Origin of the sequence: Sulfurimonas aquatica, from assembly GCF_017357825.1 — a bacterium.
Taxonomy (GTDB): domain Bacteria; phylum Campylobacterota; class Campylobacteria; order Campylobacterales; family Sulfurimonadaceae; genus Sulfurimonas; species Sulfurimonas aquatica.
The window spans coordinates 279,150-298,256 of record NZ_CP046072.1; the positions used below are offsets into that span (position 1 = coordinate 279,150).

At 36.2% G+C, this 19,107-nt stretch carries 25 protein-coding genes; 19 read left to right on the forward strand and 6 right to left on the reverse strand.

What is annotated here, in order from left to right:
• A complete protein-coding gene (locus GJV85_RS01435; protein WP_207562107.1) occupies positions 1 to 630 on the reverse strand; it encodes an NAD(P)H-dependent oxidoreductase in 630 nt (209 codons plus the stop codon).
• A gap of 16 nt (positions 631 to 646) precedes the next feature.
• Positions 647 to 1,792, reverse strand: a complete 1,146-nt coding sequence (locus tag GJV85_RS01440; RefSeq protein ID WP_207562108.1) for an iron-containing alcohol dehydrogenase — start codon at positions 1,790 to 1,792, stop codon at positions 647 to 649.
• Between the two features lie 133 nt (positions 1,793 to 1,925).
• Between GJV85_RS01440 and GJV85_RS01445 the strand changes: the two genes are divergently transcribed.
• From GJV85_RS01445 to GJV85_RS01495, 11 genes are all read left to right on the forward strand, one after another.
• Positions 1,926 to 2,270: a hypothetical protein gene (locus tag GJV85_RS01445; protein WP_207562109.1), complete on the forward strand. Its 345-nt coding sequence runs from the start codon at positions 1,926 to 1,928 to the stop codon at positions 2,268 to 2,270.
• A gap of 243 nt (positions 2,271 to 2,513) precedes the next feature.
• Positions 2,514 to 2,627: a 50S ribosomal protein L36 gene (rpmJ, locus tag GJV85_RS01450; RefSeq protein WP_008338806.1), complete on the forward strand. Its 114-nt coding sequence runs from the start codon at positions 2,514 to 2,516 to the stop codon at positions 2,625 to 2,627.
• Positions 2,628 to 2,629: 2 nt separating this feature from the next.
• Positions 2,630 to 2,992 carry a 30S ribosomal protein S13 gene (rpsM, locus tag GJV85_RS01455; protein ID WP_207562110.1) on the forward strand — a complete coding sequence of 121 codons (363 nt, stop codon included), beginning with the start codon at positions 2,630 to 2,632 and terminating at the stop codon, positions 2,990 to 2,992.
• Between the two features lie 10 nt (positions 2,993 to 3,002).
• On the forward strand, positions 3,003 to 3,395 hold the full coding sequence (rpsK, locus tag GJV85_RS01460) for a 30S ribosomal protein S11 (protein WP_207562111.1): 393 nt from the start codon (positions 3,003 to 3,005) through the stop codon (positions 3,393 to 3,395).
• An 11-nt stretch (positions 3,396 to 3,406) separates the two neighbouring features.
• Positions 3,407 to 4,033 carry a 30S ribosomal protein S4 gene (rpsD, locus tag GJV85_RS01465; protein ID WP_207562112.1) on the forward strand — a complete coding sequence of 209 codons (627 nt, stop codon included), beginning with the start codon at positions 3,407 to 3,409 and terminating at the stop codon, positions 4,031 to 4,033.
• A gap of 26 nt (positions 4,034 to 4,059) precedes the next feature.
• A complete protein-coding gene (locus GJV85_RS01470) occupies positions 4,060 to 5,058 on the forward strand; it encodes a DNA-directed RNA polymerase subunit alpha (protein ID WP_207562113.1) in 999 nt (332 codons plus the stop codon).
• Between the two features lie 13 nt (positions 5,059 to 5,071).
• A complete protein-coding gene (gene rplQ, locus GJV85_RS01475) occupies positions 5,072 to 5,422 on the forward strand; it encodes a 50S ribosomal protein L17 (RefSeq protein WP_207562114.1) in 351 nt (116 codons plus the stop codon).
• Between the two features lie 143 nt (positions 5,423 to 5,565).
• Positions 5,566 to 6,783, forward strand: a complete 1,218-nt coding sequence (locus tag GJV85_RS01480) for an aldo/keto reductase (RefSeq protein WP_207562115.1) — start codon at positions 5,566 to 5,568, stop codon at positions 6,781 to 6,783.
• An 82-nt stretch (positions 6,784 to 6,865) separates the two neighbouring features.
• Entirely contained in the window at positions 6,866 to 7,141 is a 276-nt protein-coding gene (locus tag GJV85_RS01485; protein ID WP_207562116.1) for a NifU family protein, read from the forward strand.
• A gap of 66 nt (positions 7,142 to 7,207) precedes the next feature.
• Positions 7,208 to 7,801, forward strand: a complete 594-nt coding sequence (locus GJV85_RS01490; protein ID WP_207562117.1) for a hypothetical protein — start codon at positions 7,208 to 7,210, stop codon at positions 7,799 to 7,801.
• Positions 7,791 to 9,086 carry a UDP-N-acetylmuramoyl-L-alanyl-D-glutamate--2,6-diaminopimelate ligase gene (locus tag GJV85_RS01495; RefSeq protein WP_207562118.1) on the forward strand — a complete coding sequence of 432 codons (1,296 nt, stop codon included), beginning with the start codon at positions 7,791 to 7,793 and terminating at the stop codon, positions 9,084 to 9,086. The genes GJV85_RS01490 and GJV85_RS01495 overlap by 11 nt, the downstream gene beginning before the upstream one ends.
• Positions 9,087 to 9,091: 5 nt before the next feature.
• Here GJV85_RS01495 and GJV85_RS01500 read toward each other — a convergent pair whose 3' ends face one another.
• A complete protein-coding gene (locus GJV85_RS01500; protein ID WP_207562119.1) occupies positions 9,092 to 9,712 on the reverse strand; it encodes a hypothetical protein in 621 nt (206 codons plus the stop codon).
• Between the two features lies 1 nt (position 9,713).
• On the reverse strand, positions 9,714 to 10,268 hold the full coding sequence (locus tag GJV85_RS01505) for an outer membrane protein (protein WP_207562120.1): 555 nt from the start codon (positions 10,266 to 10,268) through the stop codon (positions 9,714 to 9,716).
• A 154-nt stretch (positions 10,269 to 10,422) separates the two neighbouring features.
• Here GJV85_RS01505 and GJV85_RS01510 point away from each other — a divergent pair, with 154 nt between their 5' ends.
• Genes GJV85_RS01510 through tkt form a run of 6 tightly spaced genes read left to right on the forward strand, consistent with a single transcriptional unit; the run spans position 10,423 to position 15,274 of the window.
• A complete protein-coding gene (locus GJV85_RS01510) occupies positions 10,423 to 10,797 on the forward strand; it encodes a (2Fe-2S) ferredoxin domain-containing protein (protein WP_207562121.1) in 375 nt (124 codons plus the stop codon).
• Between the two features lie 9 nt (positions 10,798 to 10,806).
• Positions 10,807 to 11,172: an aspartate 1-decarboxylase gene (panD, locus tag GJV85_RS01515; protein WP_207562122.1), complete on the forward strand. Its 366-nt coding sequence runs from the start codon at positions 10,807 to 10,809 to the stop codon at positions 11,170 to 11,172.
• A 3-nt stretch (positions 11,173 to 11,175) separates the two neighbouring features.
• Positions 11,176 to 11,490, forward strand: coding sequence for a YbaB/EbfC family nucleoid-associated protein (locus GJV85_RS01520; RefSeq protein ID WP_207562123.1), 315 nt, complete (start codon positions 11,176 to 11,178; stop codon positions 11,488 to 11,490).
• Positions 11,491 to 12,471, forward strand: a complete 981-nt coding sequence (locus GJV85_RS01525) for a DUF7488 domain-containing protein (RefSeq protein ID WP_207562124.1) — start codon at positions 11,491 to 11,493, stop codon at positions 12,469 to 12,471. It abuts the gene before it with no gap.
• 19 nt (positions 12,472 to 12,490) lie between these two features.
• Entirely contained in the window at positions 12,491 to 13,342 is an 852-nt protein-coding gene (locus tag GJV85_RS01530) for a polyprenyl synthetase family protein (protein WP_207562125.1), read from the forward strand.
• Between the two features lie 12 nt (positions 13,343 to 13,354).
• A complete protein-coding gene (tkt, locus tag GJV85_RS01535; protein WP_207562126.1) occupies positions 13,355 to 15,274 on the forward strand; it encodes a transketolase in 1,920 nt (639 codons plus the stop codon).
• Between the two features lie 4 nt (positions 15,275 to 15,278).
• Here tkt and GJV85_RS01540 read toward each other — a convergent pair whose 3' ends face one another.
• Together GJV85_RS01540 and GJV85_RS01545 are read right to left on the reverse strand one after the other, a co-directional pair.
• Positions 15,279 to 15,494, reverse strand: coding sequence for a hypothetical protein (locus GJV85_RS01540; RefSeq protein ID WP_207562127.1), 216 nt, complete (start codon positions 15,492 to 15,494; stop codon positions 15,279 to 15,281).
• Positions 15,495 to 17,048 carry a nitroreductase family protein gene (locus tag GJV85_RS01545; RefSeq protein WP_207562128.1) on the reverse strand — a complete coding sequence of 518 codons (1,554 nt, stop codon included), beginning with the start codon at positions 17,046 to 17,048 and terminating at the stop codon, positions 15,495 to 15,497.
• A gap of 123 nt (positions 17,049 to 17,171) precedes the next feature.
• Here GJV85_RS01545 and GJV85_RS01550 point away from each other — a divergent pair, with 123 nt between their 5' ends.
• A complete protein-coding gene (locus GJV85_RS01550; protein WP_207562129.1) occupies positions 17,172 to 18,611 on the forward strand; it encodes a protein adenylyltransferase SelO in 1,440 nt (479 codons plus the stop codon).
• Between the two features lie 68 nt (positions 18,612 to 18,679).
• A complete protein-coding gene (locus GJV85_RS01555; RefSeq protein WP_207562130.1) occupies positions 18,680 to 18,916 on the forward strand; it encodes a hypothetical protein in 237 nt (78 codons plus the stop codon).
• Positions 18,917 to 19,107 lie beyond the last annotated feature (191 nt).

Below are 19,107 nucleotides of genomic sequence, written 5' to 3' on the forward strand. Positions count from 1 at the left end.
TTACTTGATAAACTCTATAACTTCTTCTTGAGAGAGTCTTTGCTGTGAAGATTGCGGATCAGTTCTATAACCAAACGGCAATACAAGAGAGAGTTGAAACTTCGATCTATCAAGTCCTAAAATCTCTTCAACTTGATTTTTATCAAATCCTTCTATAGGACAAGAATCTATCTCTAATGTTGCTGCAGCAGTCATCATATTACCTGCGGCTATGTAGGACTGCTTTGAAGTCCATGCATAGATATTTTCATCACTACTTAGCGTTTGTTCCATATGACTAGCATAGAGTCCTAAATAAAACTCAAGTTTGTCTTCTGGCATCTCTCGTCTGTTAAATCTTTTTTTCACCTCACCAGATTCTGGTTTTACACTTTCTATCCCTGCTAAAACAATCACAAGGTGAGAACAAGATGTGATTTGTACTTGATTCCAGCATGCTGGACGAAGTTTTGCTTTTAACTCTTCATTTGTTATTACTAAAAACTTCCAAGCTTCCATACCAAAAGAAGAGGGTGACTTCCTCCCTGCTTCAAGTATAAAGTTTATCTCTTCATCTGATATCTTTTTATTTTCATCAAAAACTTTACATGCATGTCTAAAATCCATTGCTTTACTAAATTCATTTGTCATTTATAATCCTTTTATTTTATGCTTTTTGTAGTATTTCTTCTATTGTTTCTTGAGTATACATCTCACTCATTCCCCATACTTTAGCTGTTTCATAAGCATTTGAAGCTAATGCACTTATAGCGCTTCTTGGTATATTCGCATCTTCTAGAGATACTGGTGAACCTATTTTAGCAAACCAAGCTTCGAGTTTCTCAATTCCTTCGTCTACGTTTGATGAGTTGAAAATCTCTCTTGAAAACCTTTGAAATTGTGCTGAGTTTTTATCCTTATACCATTTCATCCAAGCAGGAATAACTATGGAAAGACCTGCTCCATGAGCTACATTGTAAAGTGCTGAGAGTGAATGCTCTATCAAATGGTTGGGAAAGCTTCCTCCTGCAGTTCCTGCTGGCGTTAGACCATTTAGCGCTTGTATAGCTACCCAAGCAAATTCTGCTCTTGCATCGTAATCATCCGGATTTTTAAGAAGTACTTCAGTTGTCTCCATCACGGTTTTAATGATAGACTCAACAATTCTAGAATTAAACGCAGGGTGAGTTGTAGCTGTGAAGTAAACTTCAATAGAGTGAGCTATGATATCTACAGCTGAATATGCTAAATAGTCGCTACCAACTGTTTTCATGAGTTCTGGATTTATCACAGAGATAACTGGGTTAAGCAGAACAGATGCTATAGAGTACTTCTGTTGTGTATTTTCATTCATCACAACCGAATTTCCATTCATTTCACTGGCAGCTGCCGAGAGAGTCATAATAGTAAAGACCGGAAGCGCTTTAGCGATTTGAGCTTTATTAATAAAAAAGTCCCATACATCACCATCGTATGCTACCCCTGCAGCTATTGCTTTTGCACTATCAACAACAGATCCACCTCCAACACCGAGGATAGCTTCTACCCCATGCTTCCTTGAAAGGAGAATTCCCTCTTTAACTTTGCCAAGAAGAGGATTACTCACAACACCAGCAAGCTCTACAAATTCTATATTATTTTTATTAAGCGAGTTTATGACTCTTTCATAGAGACCACTCTTTTTAATACTACCAGTTCCATAGAGAAAGAGAACTTTTTTGATACCTGAAGTAGCTAAATACTCACCAATATTATTCTCTTTGTCTTTTCCAAATTCAATTTTTGTTGGATTAATATATGTAAAATCGTTCACTTAAGTTCCTCTTTTCACTTTAATATTGGGAAGTATAACTACAAAAAAGTAAATAGTATGACATTATGCAATGTAAGAGAAGACTAGATAAATATTTATATAATCTTATGGTATTAGAAGTTAGGAGAGTAAAATGACTTTAGGAAAATGTCCATATTGTGAAAGTGGAGAGATAGAAGTTCGTGAAAAAGAGGTTAGAGGTAAAAAGGTAAAACTCTATGCTTGCTCAAATGCAGTATGGACAACGGAAGATGGGGAGATGTTTGAGCTGAGCGAAAGTTCAATTTGTGATTTTAGAATATGGCAAAATTCATTAGCTAAGTATGGAAAATGGCTCTCTTATAAAGAAGTACGAGAACTTTTAGAAGATGAAACGATAGAGGTGGAACTCCTAAGTAAAAAGTATGGTAAAAAAATTCACTACAATAAATATATAACATTAAATCAAGAGTATGGAGTGAGCGTTTTATGGGATTAAACACTAGCTTAATAATTCTTTTACATTTATCTGGGTATAATTCCCATCCGCTTTGCTGTTTTAACAAACAAGAGAGTATTTCTATCTATATAGACACTATAAAGATAAAAGTATTGGCGACTAATAATTCTCACCTTTTGGTGAAACTTAGTGACTGAACCAGATTCGAACAAATACGAATACGGTGAGAAACGAAGGTAGTCAGCCTACGAATAGCAAAGACAATAGATTAAAGGACTTTCAATGAAAGTACGTGCTTCAGTAAAGAAGATGTGTGATGACTGTAAAGTTATCAAAAGAAAAGGCATTGTTAGAGTAATCTGCAAAGTTAAAAAACATAAACAGAGACAAGGATAACCATGGCTCGTATATCTGGTGTTGATTTACCTAAAAAGAAAAGAATTGAGTACGGTTTAACATATGTATATGGTATAGGCTTACATGCATCTCGTCTAATTTTAGACGCTACAGGCATAGACTATAACAAAAGAGTGTTCGAACTAAATGAAGCTGATGTAGCTGCAATAACTGCGGAAATCCGTGCAAACCATATGGTTGAAGGTGATTTACGTAAGAAAGTAGCTATGGATATTAAGGCTCTTATGGATTTAGGTTCATATAGAGGTCTACGTCACCGTCGTGGTCTTCCATGTCGTGGTCAAAAAACAAAGACAAATGCGCGTACTCGTAAGGGTAAACGTAAGACTGTCGGCGCAGCGTAAGGAATTATAGATGGCAAAAAGAAAAGCTATTAGAAAAAAAGTAGTAAAGAAAAATATTGCACGTGGGATTTGCCACATTGCAGCATCTTTCAATAATACTCTTGTAACTATTACAGATGAAATGGGTAACATGATTGCTTGGAGTTCTGCAGGTTCTTTAGGATTTAAAGGTTCTAAAAAATCTACTCCATTTGCTGCTCAAGCTGCTGTAGAAGATGCTGTTGAAAAAGCACAAGTACATGGTATTAAAGAACTTGGTATTAAAGTTCAAGGTCCTGGTTCTGGTCGTGAGACTGCAACTAAAGCTGTTGGTGCTATTGAGGGTATTCGTGTTACATTTATGAAAGATGTTACTCCATTACCACACAACGGTTGTCGCGCACCTAAGCGTCGTAGAGTTTAAGGAGATTACTGATGGCAAGATATAGAGGTCCAGTAGAAAAAATCGAAAGAAGATTCGGTGTAAGCCTTAACCTTAAGGGTGAACGTCGTTTAGCAGGTAAATCTGCATTAGAAAAAAGACCTTATGGTCCTGGTCAGCATGGTCAGCGTCGTAAGAAAGTTTCTGAGTATGGTTTACAACTTAATGAAAAGCAAAAAGCGAAATTCATGTATGGTGTTTCTGAAAAGCAATTCCGTGCTCTATTCGTTGAAGCTAAAAGAAGAGCAGGAAATACAGGTACAAACCTTATTACTCTAATCGAAAGCAGACTTGATAATGTTGTTTACAGAATGGGATTCGCATCTACTCGTAGATTCGCTCGTCAACTTGTAACACATGGTCACATCTTAGTTGATGGTAAAAAACTTGATATTCCTTCTTACCGTGTTAGACCTGGTCAGAAAATAGAGATCAAAGAAGCAAGTAAAACAAATGCACAAGTTGTTCGTGCAATTGAATTAACTAACCAAACTGGTCTTGCTCCATGGGTTGATATTGATGCTGAAAAAGTATTTGGTATTTTTACTCGTATACCTGAACGTGATGAAGTTGTTATTCCTGTTGAAGAACGTTTAATCGTTGAGCTTTACTCTAAATAGTAAATAATAAAAAGGGCGTATAAGAGATGAAAAAAATTAAAACTACTCCACTTGCTCCACAAGAGTTTGAGGTAGAACAGATTAGTGAGAATGAAGCTAACATAATGGCATATCCTTTTGAAACAGGGTATGCTATATCTTTAGCTCATCCACTTCGCCGTTTTCTATTAAGTAGCTCAGTTGGTTATGCACCAATCGCTATCAAAATCGAGGGTGCTAAACATGAGTTTGATTCAGTTCGTGGTATGCTCGAAGATATTTCAGATTTTATTTTAAATCTTAAAGATATTCGTTTTAAACTAAATGATGATTCAACAGAGTCTGAAATTAGTTACAGTTTTGCTGGTCCTTGTACTATTACAGGTGCTGACTTAACAAAAGATGAAGTAGAAGTTGTAACTCCAGAAGCTGCACTTGCTACTTTAAATGAAGATTCTACACTTAACTTTAGCATCAAAATTGCTCAAGGTATTGGGTATGTTCCTAGTGAAGATACTTATGTAGAGTTAGAAGAGGGTTACATAGCTTTAGATGCTTACTTCACTCCTGTTAGAAGCGCTACATACAAGATCGAAAACGTTCTTGTTGAAGACAATCCTAACTTTGAAAGAGTTGTATTAAACATTAGAACTGATGGACAGATTTCTCCAGTAGACGCATTTAGAAACTCTTTAGAGGTTATGTATGCTCAACTTGCAGTTTTTAATTCAGAAATCAGTATTAAAGCTCCAGTAACAATTGAGAGAGTTGAAGAGTCACCAGATCTTAAAAAACTAACTACTAATATAGATAGTCTTGGTTTAAGTGCTCGTAGTTTTAACTGTCTTGACCGCTCAAACATTAAACTAATTGGTGAAATTACACTAATGAGTACAAATGATTTAAAAAATGTTAAAAATCTTGGAAAAAAATCATACGATGAAATCGTTGAGAAAGTTCAAGAGTTCGGTTATGCAGTTGGTGCTGACTTAGCTGACGATGTTGTTACAGCATTAAAAAAGAAAATAGAAGCTTTACAAGCTTAATAGAGGATTAGATATGAGACACCGTCATGGATATCGTAAACTAGGTCGTACAAGTGCACACCGTGCTGCTTTACTTAAGAACCTTAGTATTTCGTTAATAGAACATGGAAAAATCGAAACTACTGCTATTAAAGCAAAAGAATTACGTTCATATGTAGAAAAACTGATTACAGTTGCTACTAAGAATGATTCTGTTGCTCATAGAACAGTATTTGCTGCGCTTCAAAGTAAAGAAGCTACAAAAACTCTAGTAAATGATATTGCTCCTAAGTACGTTGATCGTGCTGGTGGATACACTAGAATTACTAGAACAAGAATTCGTCGTGGTGATGCTACTACTATGGCGTTTATCGAATTAGTATAAGTTATTAATTCTCTCTATAATGAACAAAGTCCATTATAGAGGTAGGGACATTTAGTCCCTACAACCCCCTAAAGCTACAAAAACTCTGTTTTTGAGAGAAGAGAACTTCCCAATTCTAAAATACTTTAATAAAGAGAGATATAATGAGTAATTTCGCATTTGGAACTTACCGTATTACAGATCAAAATCCCCAACACATTCAAGCACTGCAAGAGGCTATAGAGGCCGGTGTTAGACTTATTGATACATCAAGTAACTATATGGATGGAGCAGCAGAGAGAGCAATTGCTTTAGCATTAAGAAAGTTTGATGATGATAAACGCGAAGAAATAGAGATAGTGAGTAAGTTTGGTTATATTCAAGGGACGAATTTAGCAACGCATAAAGAAGAACCATTTGAAGATGTGGTTGAGTTTAGCGAGAGTTGCTATCACTCTATTTCAGCTTCCTTTATGAAAGATCAACTAGAAAAATCATTGGCTAGACTTGAAGTTACAAAGCTTGATTGTTACTTGATTCATAATCCAGAATATTATATATTAGATGCTTTGAAAAAAGGCAAAAATATGGACGAGACATTAGATAATATGTACGATAGAATCTATGATGTATTTGTAGCTCTTGAAGAAGAAGTTGTAGCGGGTAGAATACTCTCCTATGGAATTAGTTCAAATAGTTTTTCAAAAGCTAATACAGACCTAGAGTTTTTACCTTATGAAGATCTTATAACATTAGCACAAAGAGCAAGCGAGTATGCTAAAACTCAAACACATAGTTTTACAACGATTGAACTACCTATAAATTTACTAGAGAGAGAAGGTCTTAAGTGTGCTACTTGGGCTAAAAAGAATGGACTCAGAGTTTTAGTAAACCGTCCCTTAAATGCACAAAAAGATGAGATGATGTTTCGACTTGCTGATTATGATGAAAGCACAGAGTATTATCATCATCTTAATGAATTGTTGGATGTATGTGATAACGATGAGTTAAAACCTCTTTATAACTTACTCGAACAGTTAGATGAAAATAAGCATAAGTTTGGATGGATTGGAGACTATGATAGTTTTTTATATGCCCAAATTATTCCGCATATTAAAAAAACATTAGAAAATATTGATGAGCAAGCCTTGGAAGTTATGTTGAACTACATAGATATGTTTTTAATTGAGTATAGAAAAATGGTTGCTTATGAGTGCTCTAAAAGCACTAGAGTGCAACTCAAAGAGGAACTCAAACATTGTAATTCAACTCTTGTAGAGTGTGCAATTGATTTTTTGATTCAAAAAGATAGTATTGACTATGTATTAGTTGGAATGAGAAAACCTAGCTATGTACATGAGATAATGGCTTTAAAAGCATAGTTAATTTTTTTCTTTATGACTTGTTAAGCGATTTTGTCATATTTTATGATTAGAAAAATAAAAAGAGTAAATAAGGATAGATATGATTCCATTTTCAGATGAAGAACTAATAGACCCAGTTAAGTTAGTAATAGATAAGGTAAGACCATCATTAGCGCTAGATGGTGGAGATATCGATTTTATAACTGTAAAAAATGGTAGTGTATATGTCCAACTTAAAGGTGCATGTATAGGCTGTTCTAGTAGTGGTAGTACACTTAAGTATGGGGTTGAACGCCAACTTAGAATGGATATTCACCCAGAATTATGTGTTGTAAATGTTCCTGCTGGAATGGAAAACGACATAGATAACCTATAGTCTAAAAACACCACACTTACGCTTTAGCGAGTGTGGTATCGGCATTTAGTGCCACAAAAGAGAAATATGAGCACAATAAGTAAATTTAAAACATTAACACAAGCAAAAGATAGTTTTTCAAAAGCAGAGTATAAAATAGCATTGGAAAAATTTGCAGAAGTTTTACAAAACTATCCTAACTCTAAAGAGGCTTATAATGGAGCAATCCTTGCTGAAATGGCTTTGAGTGGTGAGGGTGGAGCAGAAGCTCTTTTTGATTATTATGAGATATTAAAAGAAGAAGATACAGAACAAGCAGATAATATTATGGGTGAGATTCTCAAGAATATGGATGGCACTTTAGAAAAACTTAGTGAAGTATTTGCTGATCCACTCCGTGATAGGTTAGAGTTTGAAGATGGAATTTTGTATAGTGACTTTAAGAGCCTACTTAATGATGGAGCAGAATTTAAAGAGACTTTTGAAAACATTATGTTTTCTACTCGTGTGATAATTACCCAAAAAGAGGACTTCCTTGATTTTTTAGATAGGCTGATAGAGCATGATTTTGCAGAGATGGCACTCACTTATCTTGAGAACGCTTTGAGTATTTACCCTAGTGATAAACTACTAAGAAAGCTTTTAAAAAAGTTACCAAAAGGAAGAGTAGTTGAAGATTGAGCTTCCAAATCAAGCCTATAAATATGTTACAGAAAATTCTAAAGAATGCGATGGCGAAACCGCATTTATATTAACAACTCAAAATGAAAAATATTTACAAAATGCTAAAGATAATAGCGCTCACTCTATTATTAAAGTAGATGCAGTAGCAGACCTTTTTCAAATAGATAAAATTAAAATTATTGGTATCACTGGAACAAACGGCAAAACTACAACCGCAAGCGCAATATACTCATTTTTACTTGACCTTGGTTACAAGTGTGCTATGCAGGGCACTCGTGGGTTGTTTATGAACGATGAAGTCGTAGAGGGCAAGACTCTCACTACGCCATCAGTACTAAACACTTATAAGCATATTTACCAAGCTGTAGAAGCTGGATGTGAGTTCTTTATTATGGAGGTTAGCTCTCATGCCATTGTGCAAAAAAGAGTTGAAGGCCTTAACTTTGAACTCAAAATACTTACAAATATAACTCAAGACCATTTAGATTATCATAAGACTTTAGAAGATTATATATATGTCAAAAACTCATTTTTTGCAGATGAGGGTAAAAAACTTATAAACAAAGATGAGCCTAGAGCTAAATTTAACTTTAAGAATGCATATACTTATGGAATAGAGAATCCTTCTACATATAGACTAATGGCATACTCTTTAAATGATGCGAGTAGTGGACTTATACAGTATTTTCAAGAGATAGTTCCTTTTACGGCTTCACTACATGGCTTTTTTAATCTTTATAACCTTATGGCTGCAATAGGGGCCGTTCACCTTGTTACTGGAAAGAAACTAGAAGAGATTGCTGATGTGGTTGATAATTTTGCCGGAGTTAGCGGAAGGATGGAACAGGTTTGCGCCGCACCAAACGTGATAGTTGATTTTGCGCACACGCCTGATGGCATGCAGCAAGTGTTAAACGCGCTAAAAGAGAAGGAACTTCTCGTTGTTTTTGGAGCGGGTGGAGATAGAGATGGGCTCAAGCGTCCAATGATGGGAAGAGTTGCGGCATCTTTAGCAAAAAAAGTTTACCTCACAAGCGATAACCCACGTCACGAAGATCCAGAACTCATCATAGAAGATATACTAAGTGGCATTGATGATAGAAGTATCGTTACGGTAGAACTCAATAGAAAAAAAGCTATAGAGATGGCACTTGATGCTCAAGAAGAAGATGAAGTTGTTGTAATACTTGGAAAAGGGGATGAATCTCATCAGATAATATATGATGAGAAATTTCCTTTTGACGATAGAGATATTGTAAGGGAACTATTAAATCTCAAATAATTTTCTTAGTTTATAGAGTAAGTAATAGTTTTTGGAGCTAAGGTAGTCGCCGTACTATTTAGTTCATTAAATACGACAGCCGTTACATTTGTATCTCCTGCAATAACCGTAATAGTATAGATATCGTTCTCTAAAGTAATAATAGCACTATTATCTGCTAGCCAGTAGATATTTCTATGAATTATTTGGGATGTATTATCTTCAAAATATCCTGTAGCTTCAAGTGTGTAAGAGCCAGTTGCATTAATATCTGCATGAGTAATATTGTAATCCATAAGTTTGATTACACCTACCGAAATAGAATCGTTAAAATCTTTGTAAGCGATACTAATATTTGCATCTCCACCATTGCTAAGTCCAGGATATACAACTCCATATGCTACAGTAGATACATTTGTATCTGAACTTATCCAATCAACACTTTTTGTCGCATCTGCAGTTGTATTATCTTGATAAGTTACTGTCGCACTTAGTTGTGTTGAGAGTTGTGTTGAGTATATTTTAATATCAGAAGAGTCGATTGATATAGACTTAATATCAACTAAAGATGAAGTTTTTGTAGTTCCACCACATGAGATTAAAAAAAGTGTTAATGATAATATTAGTGAGTATGTTAAAAGTTTCATTTTAGAACCTTACATTAAAGCCGAAGTAGGCTGCATTTATATTTGATTTGTGGATATTTTTTTGTGCAATTGTATCAACCGCTTCATATGAGAGATACTTAAACTCATATCCGAGTTCAAAATCAAAATGTTCATTGATAGGTAAAAATACTCCTGCACCAAGGTTAAATGAGCCATAGTTAAGACTATCTTGTAAAACTCTTGTTATGTCAAGTGAGCCACTTCCAAAACCTACTTTAAAAAATGGAAGAAAAAACATATCATTATTAAAAGCTTTAAGAAACTCTATATTGAAACCCATTTTATCGCCATCACTATCAATAGTATTTGAAGATGAAAATATTTTAGAGTCATTTTTTGTATACTCTAGAGATAACTCAACAGCATACTTGGTTCTATCTCCATAGGCTAGTTTGACTTTAGCCAGAGGTGATGCGTTATTTGCATCAATATCGTTAAAACTTTCATTGATATAAGCGAGAGATGTTCCAACATAGACTTTTGACTCAGCATATAAAGAGCTCAAAAGTAGTAGTAAAAGTATATATATTTTCAATTTAAAATTATCCCTTATAGGTAGATATTTAGTATGCAATTATATCCAAAAAGTTTCTTTGTATCTTAAATATCTAAACTTATTTCTATAAATGAGTTTGTATAGATATATTTTTTGCTATAATTCCAAACAAATAAATTAAGGATAATTAATTATGGGAATTCCACAACCAGCTTTTTATATATTTAAATGTGAGCAATCAGCTCCTCCAGGAATGCCAAAACCATCATGTGTTACACCAGACACACAAGACCTATTTCAGTATACAGCTCAGAAGCTCATGAAAGAAGGGATTATGATGACTGCACCAATTGTACGTACTTCATGTATGAATCGTTGTGCACAAGGTCCAATTATGTTAATTGAACCAGGTCATACTATGTATGTAGGTTTAAACAAAGAAAAAATCGACCGTATCATTGAAGAACATATCGTTGGTGGTAATGTTGTTGAAGAATATGTAATAGACTCAGAAATGTGGGATGCTCCAATATCTCCAGCTGACGCTAAAAAACAGATGGGAATGTAGGACATAGTTATGCAAATTGAAATGTTATACAGCAAAATCCATCGTGCTACAGTAACAGATGCCAATTTAAATTATGTTGGTTCAATTACAATAGATGAGGAGCTTTTAGAAGCTGCTAAGATGCGAGTTGGACAAAAAGTTGAAATACTCAATATCAATAATGGTGAGCGTTTTAGTACTTACATCATCTTAGGTGAACGCGGTAAACGCGATATCTGTTTAAATGGTGCAGCAGCTCGTAAAGTACATAAAGGTGACAAAGTGATTATTGTCTCTTATGCTACATATGATGAGAAAGAGCTTGAGAGTTATCAACCAAAAGTTGTAATTCTTGATGATAATAATGACATTGAAACTATAGCGGATTCGATCTAAACTATGTTTAATATGGGTGATATGAGTAAAATGCTTGAGGGAATGCAAGAAAATGCAGAGAAACTCAAGGCAGACTTAGCTAGTAAAACTTTTAGCGTAAAAACTGGAGGGGGCATGGTTGAGCTCAGTGTAAATGGCAATGGCGAAGTTATTGATTTAACTATTGATGATGAACTTATGTCTGATAAGGACTCTTTACAAATATTACTTATTGGCGCCATTAATGACGCAAACAAAATGGTACAGCAAAATCAGCAACAGAGCGCTATGGGAATGTTAGGTGGAATGGGTTCAAATCCATTCGGTGGAGCTTCGTAGGTGATACGCCTACTTCTTATAGTAACCCTTCTAATTGTAAATATATTCGCCTGTGAAGGCGGGTATGACTCATGTATACAAAAAATAAAAGATTCACATACAATTCAAAACTCCTCTCTTTTAATACCGGTAAAGAATAACAAACTTCTTGTATATTCAAAACAGACGCCAAATGCAAAAATTTTAAAATGTGATCCATTTCTCTCCCTTTATCTTGTGGAAAATAAAAAAGGCTTTAAGTATCCATTTGACGTTAATATGAGACTACAACTAGGCTCTGCGGCAGTGAATAATAAAGTCGCTATAGAAGGTAGAGTTAAAACAAACCAAGTTGGTCTTAATGCCTTGGCAACTTACAGTGAACCACTAACTGCTCCTTCACTAATAACCAGTAGTTGCTGTTCACTCGAGGGGATAGTTACACCTAGAGGAATTATTCAAAAAGAGTATATTCAACGATTTTTATCCTCAAAGAGCGCAGACTACTCAGATATAGGCATTAGAGTAAAAAACGATGAAGGTTTTGTTATAGTGAGTGCCAGCAACCCATATATACAAAACAATCCTTTTAAGAAAGGGGACTGCATAGTTGAACTTAATGGTAAAAAAATAAAAGCGGCGTCTCTGTTCATGAGAAAAATTCTATTTTCAAAAGTAGGCTCAAAGCACAAGATTAAAATCAAACGCGGCTCTGAGTATATGACTTTTAAGGTAATTACAACCAAACGCTACGGTGGTGGAGAGTTAAGTGATACATTTTTAGAGCAAAAAGGTATCTATTTTGATTCTAAACTCCGCATTATTAAACTTCCTAAAAATTTTTCAAACTATGGATTAATACTTGGAGATCAGCTAATGCAGGTGAATGGAGTAAGAGTTAAAACGCAGGATGAGCTACTTCGTTATATCGAAGATTTTAAAGAGTTCTCATCTTTACTTTTTATGCGCAGAAACTTCCAGTTTTTTGTAAATATTAAGTAGAAAAACTATACAATTTCAGATGCAAAACTTCGAGAATTTTTTACTAGCTAACTTACCAAAGTCAAAGAGTATACACCCTACTTATGAGAGTGCCCTTCAAAATATGCTTATAGCTGGTGGCAAGCGATTTCGTCCCGCTCTTATGCTTGGCGTTGTAAAAGCGTATAACCCTCTGATGTTAGACTCGGCATATCATAGTGCGTATGCAGTTGAGTTACTCCATACTTATTCACTTATACATGATGACTTACCGGCTATGGATGACTCTCCACTACGTCGTGGTAAGCCAACGCTTCACGTCACTTTTGATGAAGTGACGGCTATTTTAGCTGGAGACGCGCTCAACACCTACTCTTTTGAAGTACTCGCTAACGCGCCATTTTCTGATTCTACAAGGGTAAAGCTTATTCGTGAACTTGCTAGTAATGGTGGTCTTAATGGGATGGTTTTAGGTCAAGCTATAGATTGCTATTTTGAAAACAAACCACTCAAAGTGGAAGATATAAAAATTTTACATACAAATAAAACGGCAAAGCTCATAGCGGCATCGCTAAAGATGGGCGCTATAATTGTAGGTCGTGAAGAGTTAGCAGGCAAACTCTATGATTTTGGTATTAAGCTAGGTCTTTTATTCCAAATTCAAGATGATATTTTAGACGTAACGCAGAGTAGTGAAGAAGCTGGAAAATTAACTAACAATGATGAAGATAAAAATAGTTTTGTAACTATTTTAGGACTTGAAGAGTCGATGAAACAAGCTAATGAATTGGCTGATGAATTAACAAATGAAATAGATAGTTTTGAGCAGAGCTTACAAAGTGAGCTCTCCCCTTTACTAACTAAATATATAAACAGACATAAACAAAACTAAGGAAACTAAAAGATGAGTAATACAATGCGTCAAAAAATGGCAGACAGTATAAGATTTTTAGCGGCAGATATGGTTCAAGCGGCAAATTCAGGCCATCCTGGTGCTCCAATGGGACTTGCAGACATTGCAGTCGTTTTAAGTGAGCATTTAAATCATAATCCTAAAAATCCATCATGGCTAAATCGTGATAGATTAGTCTTCTCTGGTGGACATGCAACGGGCCTTATCTACTCACTATACTATCTTTGGGGATATGGCCTTGAGATAGATGATCTTAAAAATTTCCGTCAACTTGATTCTAAAACGCCAGGACATCCTGAGTTTGGTCATACTGCCGGAATAGAGATTACTACTGGACCATTAGGTCAAGGTATTGCTAATGCTGTTGGTTTTTCAATGGCTTCAAAATTTGTTGGGGCTCAGACTAACTCTGACACGGCAGAGTTAATAGACCATAATGTTTACTGTTTATGTGGAGATGGCGACTTAGAAGAGGGTATCTCATACGAGGCCAGTTCAATTGCTGGACACAACAAGCTTGATAACCTGATTCTGATTTATGATTCAAACAACATTACCATTGAAGGTTCTACCGAGTTAAGCATTTCTGAGAATATTCGTGGTAGATTTGAGTCTCAAGGTTGGGACGTTTTAGAGTGTGATGGTCATAATTTTGAAGAGATTGACGCAACTTTAACAACTGCAAAATCAAACACAAAACCTACTATTATCATAGCAAAGACTATTATCGCAAAAGGTGCTGGTAAACTAGAGGGCTCACACCATGCTCATGGTGCTCCTCTTGGTGATGAAGTAATTGCTCAGGCTAAAAAAGACGCAGGATTTGCCCCCGAGATGAAATTCTTTGTTCCTGAAGACGTGATGGTAAGATTTAGATGTGCTATAGAAGAGGGTGACTATCTTGAGCGTGAATGGATTCATAGACAAAAAACTCTTCCATTAATGGAGCAAAATGAGGCTTTGAGCGCGCTGCAAAATCCAGATTTTTCTAGAATCCAGTGGCCAGTGTTTGAAAAAGCGGAAGCGACTCGTGGGACAAACGGTAAGGTAATGAATGCTATCGCTAGAGCAGTTCCAAGTTTTCTTGGAGGCTCAGCTGATTTGAGTCCTTCAAATAAAACAGAACTTATAGATATGGGTGTATACCCTAAGGGACGAAATATTTACTTTGGTATTCGTGAACATGCTATGAGCTCTATCGTAAATGCTATGGCTCTTTATGGTCCACTTATGCCATTCTCAGCTACATTTTTTGTATTTTCAGACTACTTAAAGCCAGCAGCTCGTATAGCAGCGCTTACTGGAATACAGCAGTTTTTTATCTGGACACATGATAGTATTGGAGTTGGTGAAGATGGTCCAACTCACCAACCTATTGAGCACCTTTCACAATTTAGAGCACTTCCAAACTTTTATGTTTGGCGTCCAGCTGATGGTGCTGAAAATATAGAGGCATGGAAAACAGCTCTAGAGATGAAGAAATCTCCATCTGCGTTTGTATGTTCTCGTCAAAACCTCTCACTGCTTCCATCTGCTGTAGCAGGTGAAGCGGCTAAAGGGGGTTACCTTTTAGCTTCAGACGAAAACGCTACGATAACGCTAATGGCGTCTGGTAGTGAGGTTGAACTCGCTCTTGGCGTTAAAGAGACGCTAAATGCGGCTGGAACTAAAGTAAACGTAGTTTCAGTTCCTTGTTATGACCTTTTCATTGAGCAAGACGCTTCATACATCAACTCTATAATCAAAGAGGGTACAAAAACCGTAGCTATAGAAGCCGCTCGTGGACTTGAGTGGTATAGACTCGCAGACACTGTAATAGCAATGGATAGCTTTGGAGCTTCAGCTCCAGCGGGTCAACTTTTTGAGAAGTTTGGCTTCTCAGTTGATTCTATAATAGAAAAGATAAAGTAAGTTATTACTTCTTCTTTTGCATCTCTTTTTGGTTGCTTTTTTTAGATGAGTTTTTATCTAGAAAGAGTGACATTCCCATAGCCCCACTTCTGAAACCACTTTGATATCCACTATTTGAGTACTCATCTTTACCACCATGCATATCTATTTTTCCTCTCTCATAACTCTCTGAAGCTAAGAGAAAGAGAGAAATAAAAGATAAAGTAAAAAAAGCTTTCATCTACTGATTCCTTTCATATGGAGGTCGCGTTTGGATTCTACTATCTACGTGACCTCGTCCAACTGTAAAGTGATAGAGAGTTTGAAACTGATTATCTTTTAAGCCTAAAATTTCATGAACCATATCATCTAGAAAACAGCCTATCCCTGTCCCACTTAGACCCATAGAAGTAGCTTCAAGATAAAGTTGTTGCCCAATCGCTCCACACTCCCAGTAGAGCTCTTTATATCTATGAGCACCATGAGCGTTAAGTTGTTGGGAGAAGTTTACTAGCATCCCAAGCGAATAGGCTCCATCACTTGCGATATCTTGTGCGCATGATATTGTCTTGCTAAACATTTTGTAGTCATACTCATGGAGCAAGTAGAGATTAGGAAGTTCACTCTCTTTCCAGAGGAAAGCTGGGTTTGACAACTCTTGTAGCTTCTCTTTATCTCTGTCGTTTCGGATTAAAATATAAAGACCTGATGGAGTGTTTTCAACTCTGTTTACAAAAATCACTAAATGAGCTGAGTTCTCTTTTTCATCAAGAGAGGGTGTTACGCTTCTAAGCGTAGCAAAAAACTCAGCTTGTGTGATGGTAGAACTCTCTTTGTCCATAACATGAATGCTACGGCGTTTAAGTATAACTTCTCTTGATTCTTGTGAGGCAACGCGGCGTATCTTTGGTGAGACAACGCTACGTTGTGGAACTTCATTCTCTTGTGTTGCCTTCTCAATCGCAGGAATTATCTCCCACTCCTGCATAGTGGGACTCAACTTGTTCGCATCGCCATTGTAAACAAGTGGTAGAACTTCCGTGAGTTTTTCAAGTGAAAGTTTAGGGTTAACGCTCCCAGGTGAAACAACTAAAATCATATCGGCAATCTCATCTTCATGAAATCTACTCTCTTGCGTTAGTCCTAAAATAGAGTTCATGTCAATATTTGAGACGCTATCGAGTCGTGTTATATTCCAACCGAGAAGTTTTGCACTTACTACAAGGCTATGCCAAGCATGACCAGCATCAAGATTTACATATCTAAATGCACGCTCGCCATACTTCCATACTTCTCTCCATGAGATACTTGATAGTCCAACTAGAAAACTCCCCTTTGGAAGTTCTTCCCACAGAGTACTCTCAAACTCACATAAAACTTCTAGCTCGTGTTTTTTAGGAGCATAGTGCATAATGCTACTTGACTCACCCAAAAGAGGAGGCAAGATTACATAAGATTCCGTAGGGTGAAGGTTACCGCTTGAAGCGTTACATCTAACGGCCCAAGAGTCGCCACCAGCAACTTTCCAAGCGGCAAGTCCTAGGGAGTACTGTAAAAACTGTGAGAGAGACTCTTTTACAAGTGGAGCTGATGGGAGCTCTTCATCAAGTAGAGAGTAGGGTGGTGTTGTATGAGCATCGCAAAGTGGAAGCTCTATCTTTTTTGCACCTGCATACTCTCTAAAAGGATTAGGTTGAGTGGCCCAGTCCATGTAGCCTAAAGAGCGGGCATATCTTTGTTGGGAATGTTTTGTAGTTTCATGATAGTGAAACACTGTTTGTAAGTTTTTATTCATGATGAGAGTTTAGTGATTTTGCCTTAAACAATAGTAAGCCAAAGAACTTAATTTTTCCTCTAAAAAAAACTATAGCTTTGATGTTTTTGGAGTTTTTATAGCTTACTCTGCTAAAAACTCACTATGAAATTTTCAACCCTTAAATTAACAACGCCATATTTAGAACTTGATGATATCTTTTATGATAAAGTAGAACCAACTCCATTAACAAGTCCCTTTATAATCTCCGTCTCACAAGACGCTGCAAGACTCTTAGGAGTTGATGAAGAGCTACTTGATGATGAGAAGTTACTCTCTATAGTAAATGGGACAGAACTACTTGAGGGTTCACTCCCCTTTGCAATGTGTTATGCTGGGCATCAGTTTGGTTATTTTGTTCCGCGTTTAGGCGATGGCAGAGCCATTAACTTAGGTAAGGTAAATGGTCAAAATCTACAACTTAAAGGCTCAGGACTAACACTTTATTCTCGTCAAGGTGATGGACGCGCAGTTCTTCGCTCAAGCATAAGAGAGTACTTGATGAGCGAAGCTATGCATGGCTTAGGTATAGAAACTTCTCGAGCGTTAGCTCTTATAGGTAGTGAAACCGATGTTGCTCGTGAGAGTTTGGAGAAGGGTGCCATAGTACTTCGTCTCTCACCTACTTGGGTACGTTTTGGTACCTTTGAGTACTTTAATGCTTCAGGTGAATATGGAAAACTTCAAGAGCTTGCAGACTATGTGATAGATGAGTCGTTTCCTCATTTAAAAGGGGTAGAAGGAATGTATCTGGAGATGTATAAAGAGATAGTGGTAAATACGGCTAAGACGGTGGCCAAATGGCAGAGCATAGGGTTTAATCATGGAGTTATGAATACCGATAATATGTCTATAGACGGCAGGACTATCGACTATGGTCCCTTTGCGTTCTTAGATGACTATGAAGCGGACTATGTTTGTAATCATACGGATAGGGAAGGGAGATATAGTTTTAAACGCCAACCTGGTACGGCTCACTGGAATCTTGAGCGTTTAGCTAAAACGCTCTCGCCCATAGCAGACTATGCATCCTCTGAACTTATACTCGACGCTTATTTTGCTGAGACTTATGAAGATGAGTACCTCTCGATCATGTACAAAAAAATGGGGCTCTCTCTTAAAGAAGATAAAGACATACTGCTTTTCAAGCATATGCTAAGAGCGCTAGAAGCCGCTAGAATAGACTTCACCCTCTTTTTTAGAAAACTCTCAAGATACGATGGAAAGCACAAAAGCATTTTAGATATTGCAACGTTTCAAGAACCGCTTAGAGAGTGGCTAGAGCTATATGACAAAAGACTTTCTCGTGAGATATTAGATGAGGATAAACGCCATGAAATGATGCTTGGCGTTAATCCAAAATATATACTAAAAAATCATATACTTCAAGAAGCGATAGAGTTAGCTAAGAAGCATGACTTTAGTATGGTAAACGACCTTTTAAGAGTAGCTCAGAATCCATTTGATGAGCATGAAGGTTTTGAACATCTATGTAAAGTAACGCCAATGAGCGCTAAAAATACAAAACTGAGTTGTTCATCTTAGAGTTATAGTCTGAGTGATTTTTCAGTTTTGATAGATATAATCTCATTTAATAAATCTAAGGAAATAAAATGAAATTACAATTAATCGTACTTTTACTAATCACTACAGCTGCAATGGCTTTTGATATGGGTAGTGCTATGGGTGCAGTAGACACTAACAAAGCAAAAGAGTCAGTAGATACAGATAAAGCAATGAAAGCTGTTAAAGAAGGTAACATTAGTGTAGATGCAGCAAAAGATAGTGTAGATACTCAAAAAGCAACTGAGGCTGTTGATAAAAAGAAGTTAATGAAGTCTTTATTCTAGTCTCTACATTTATATAAAAAGTTACTATTATATCTGAGTAGTTGGAATAACTACACAGATATTCTCTCTACCCTCCATCCTCTTTTTTCTTAAAGTAATCTAATTGTTATCCCATGAGTGACTTTCTATCATAATTTTTCAATATTACATATGTATTAATATATTATATTATATTTTATTAATATAATGAT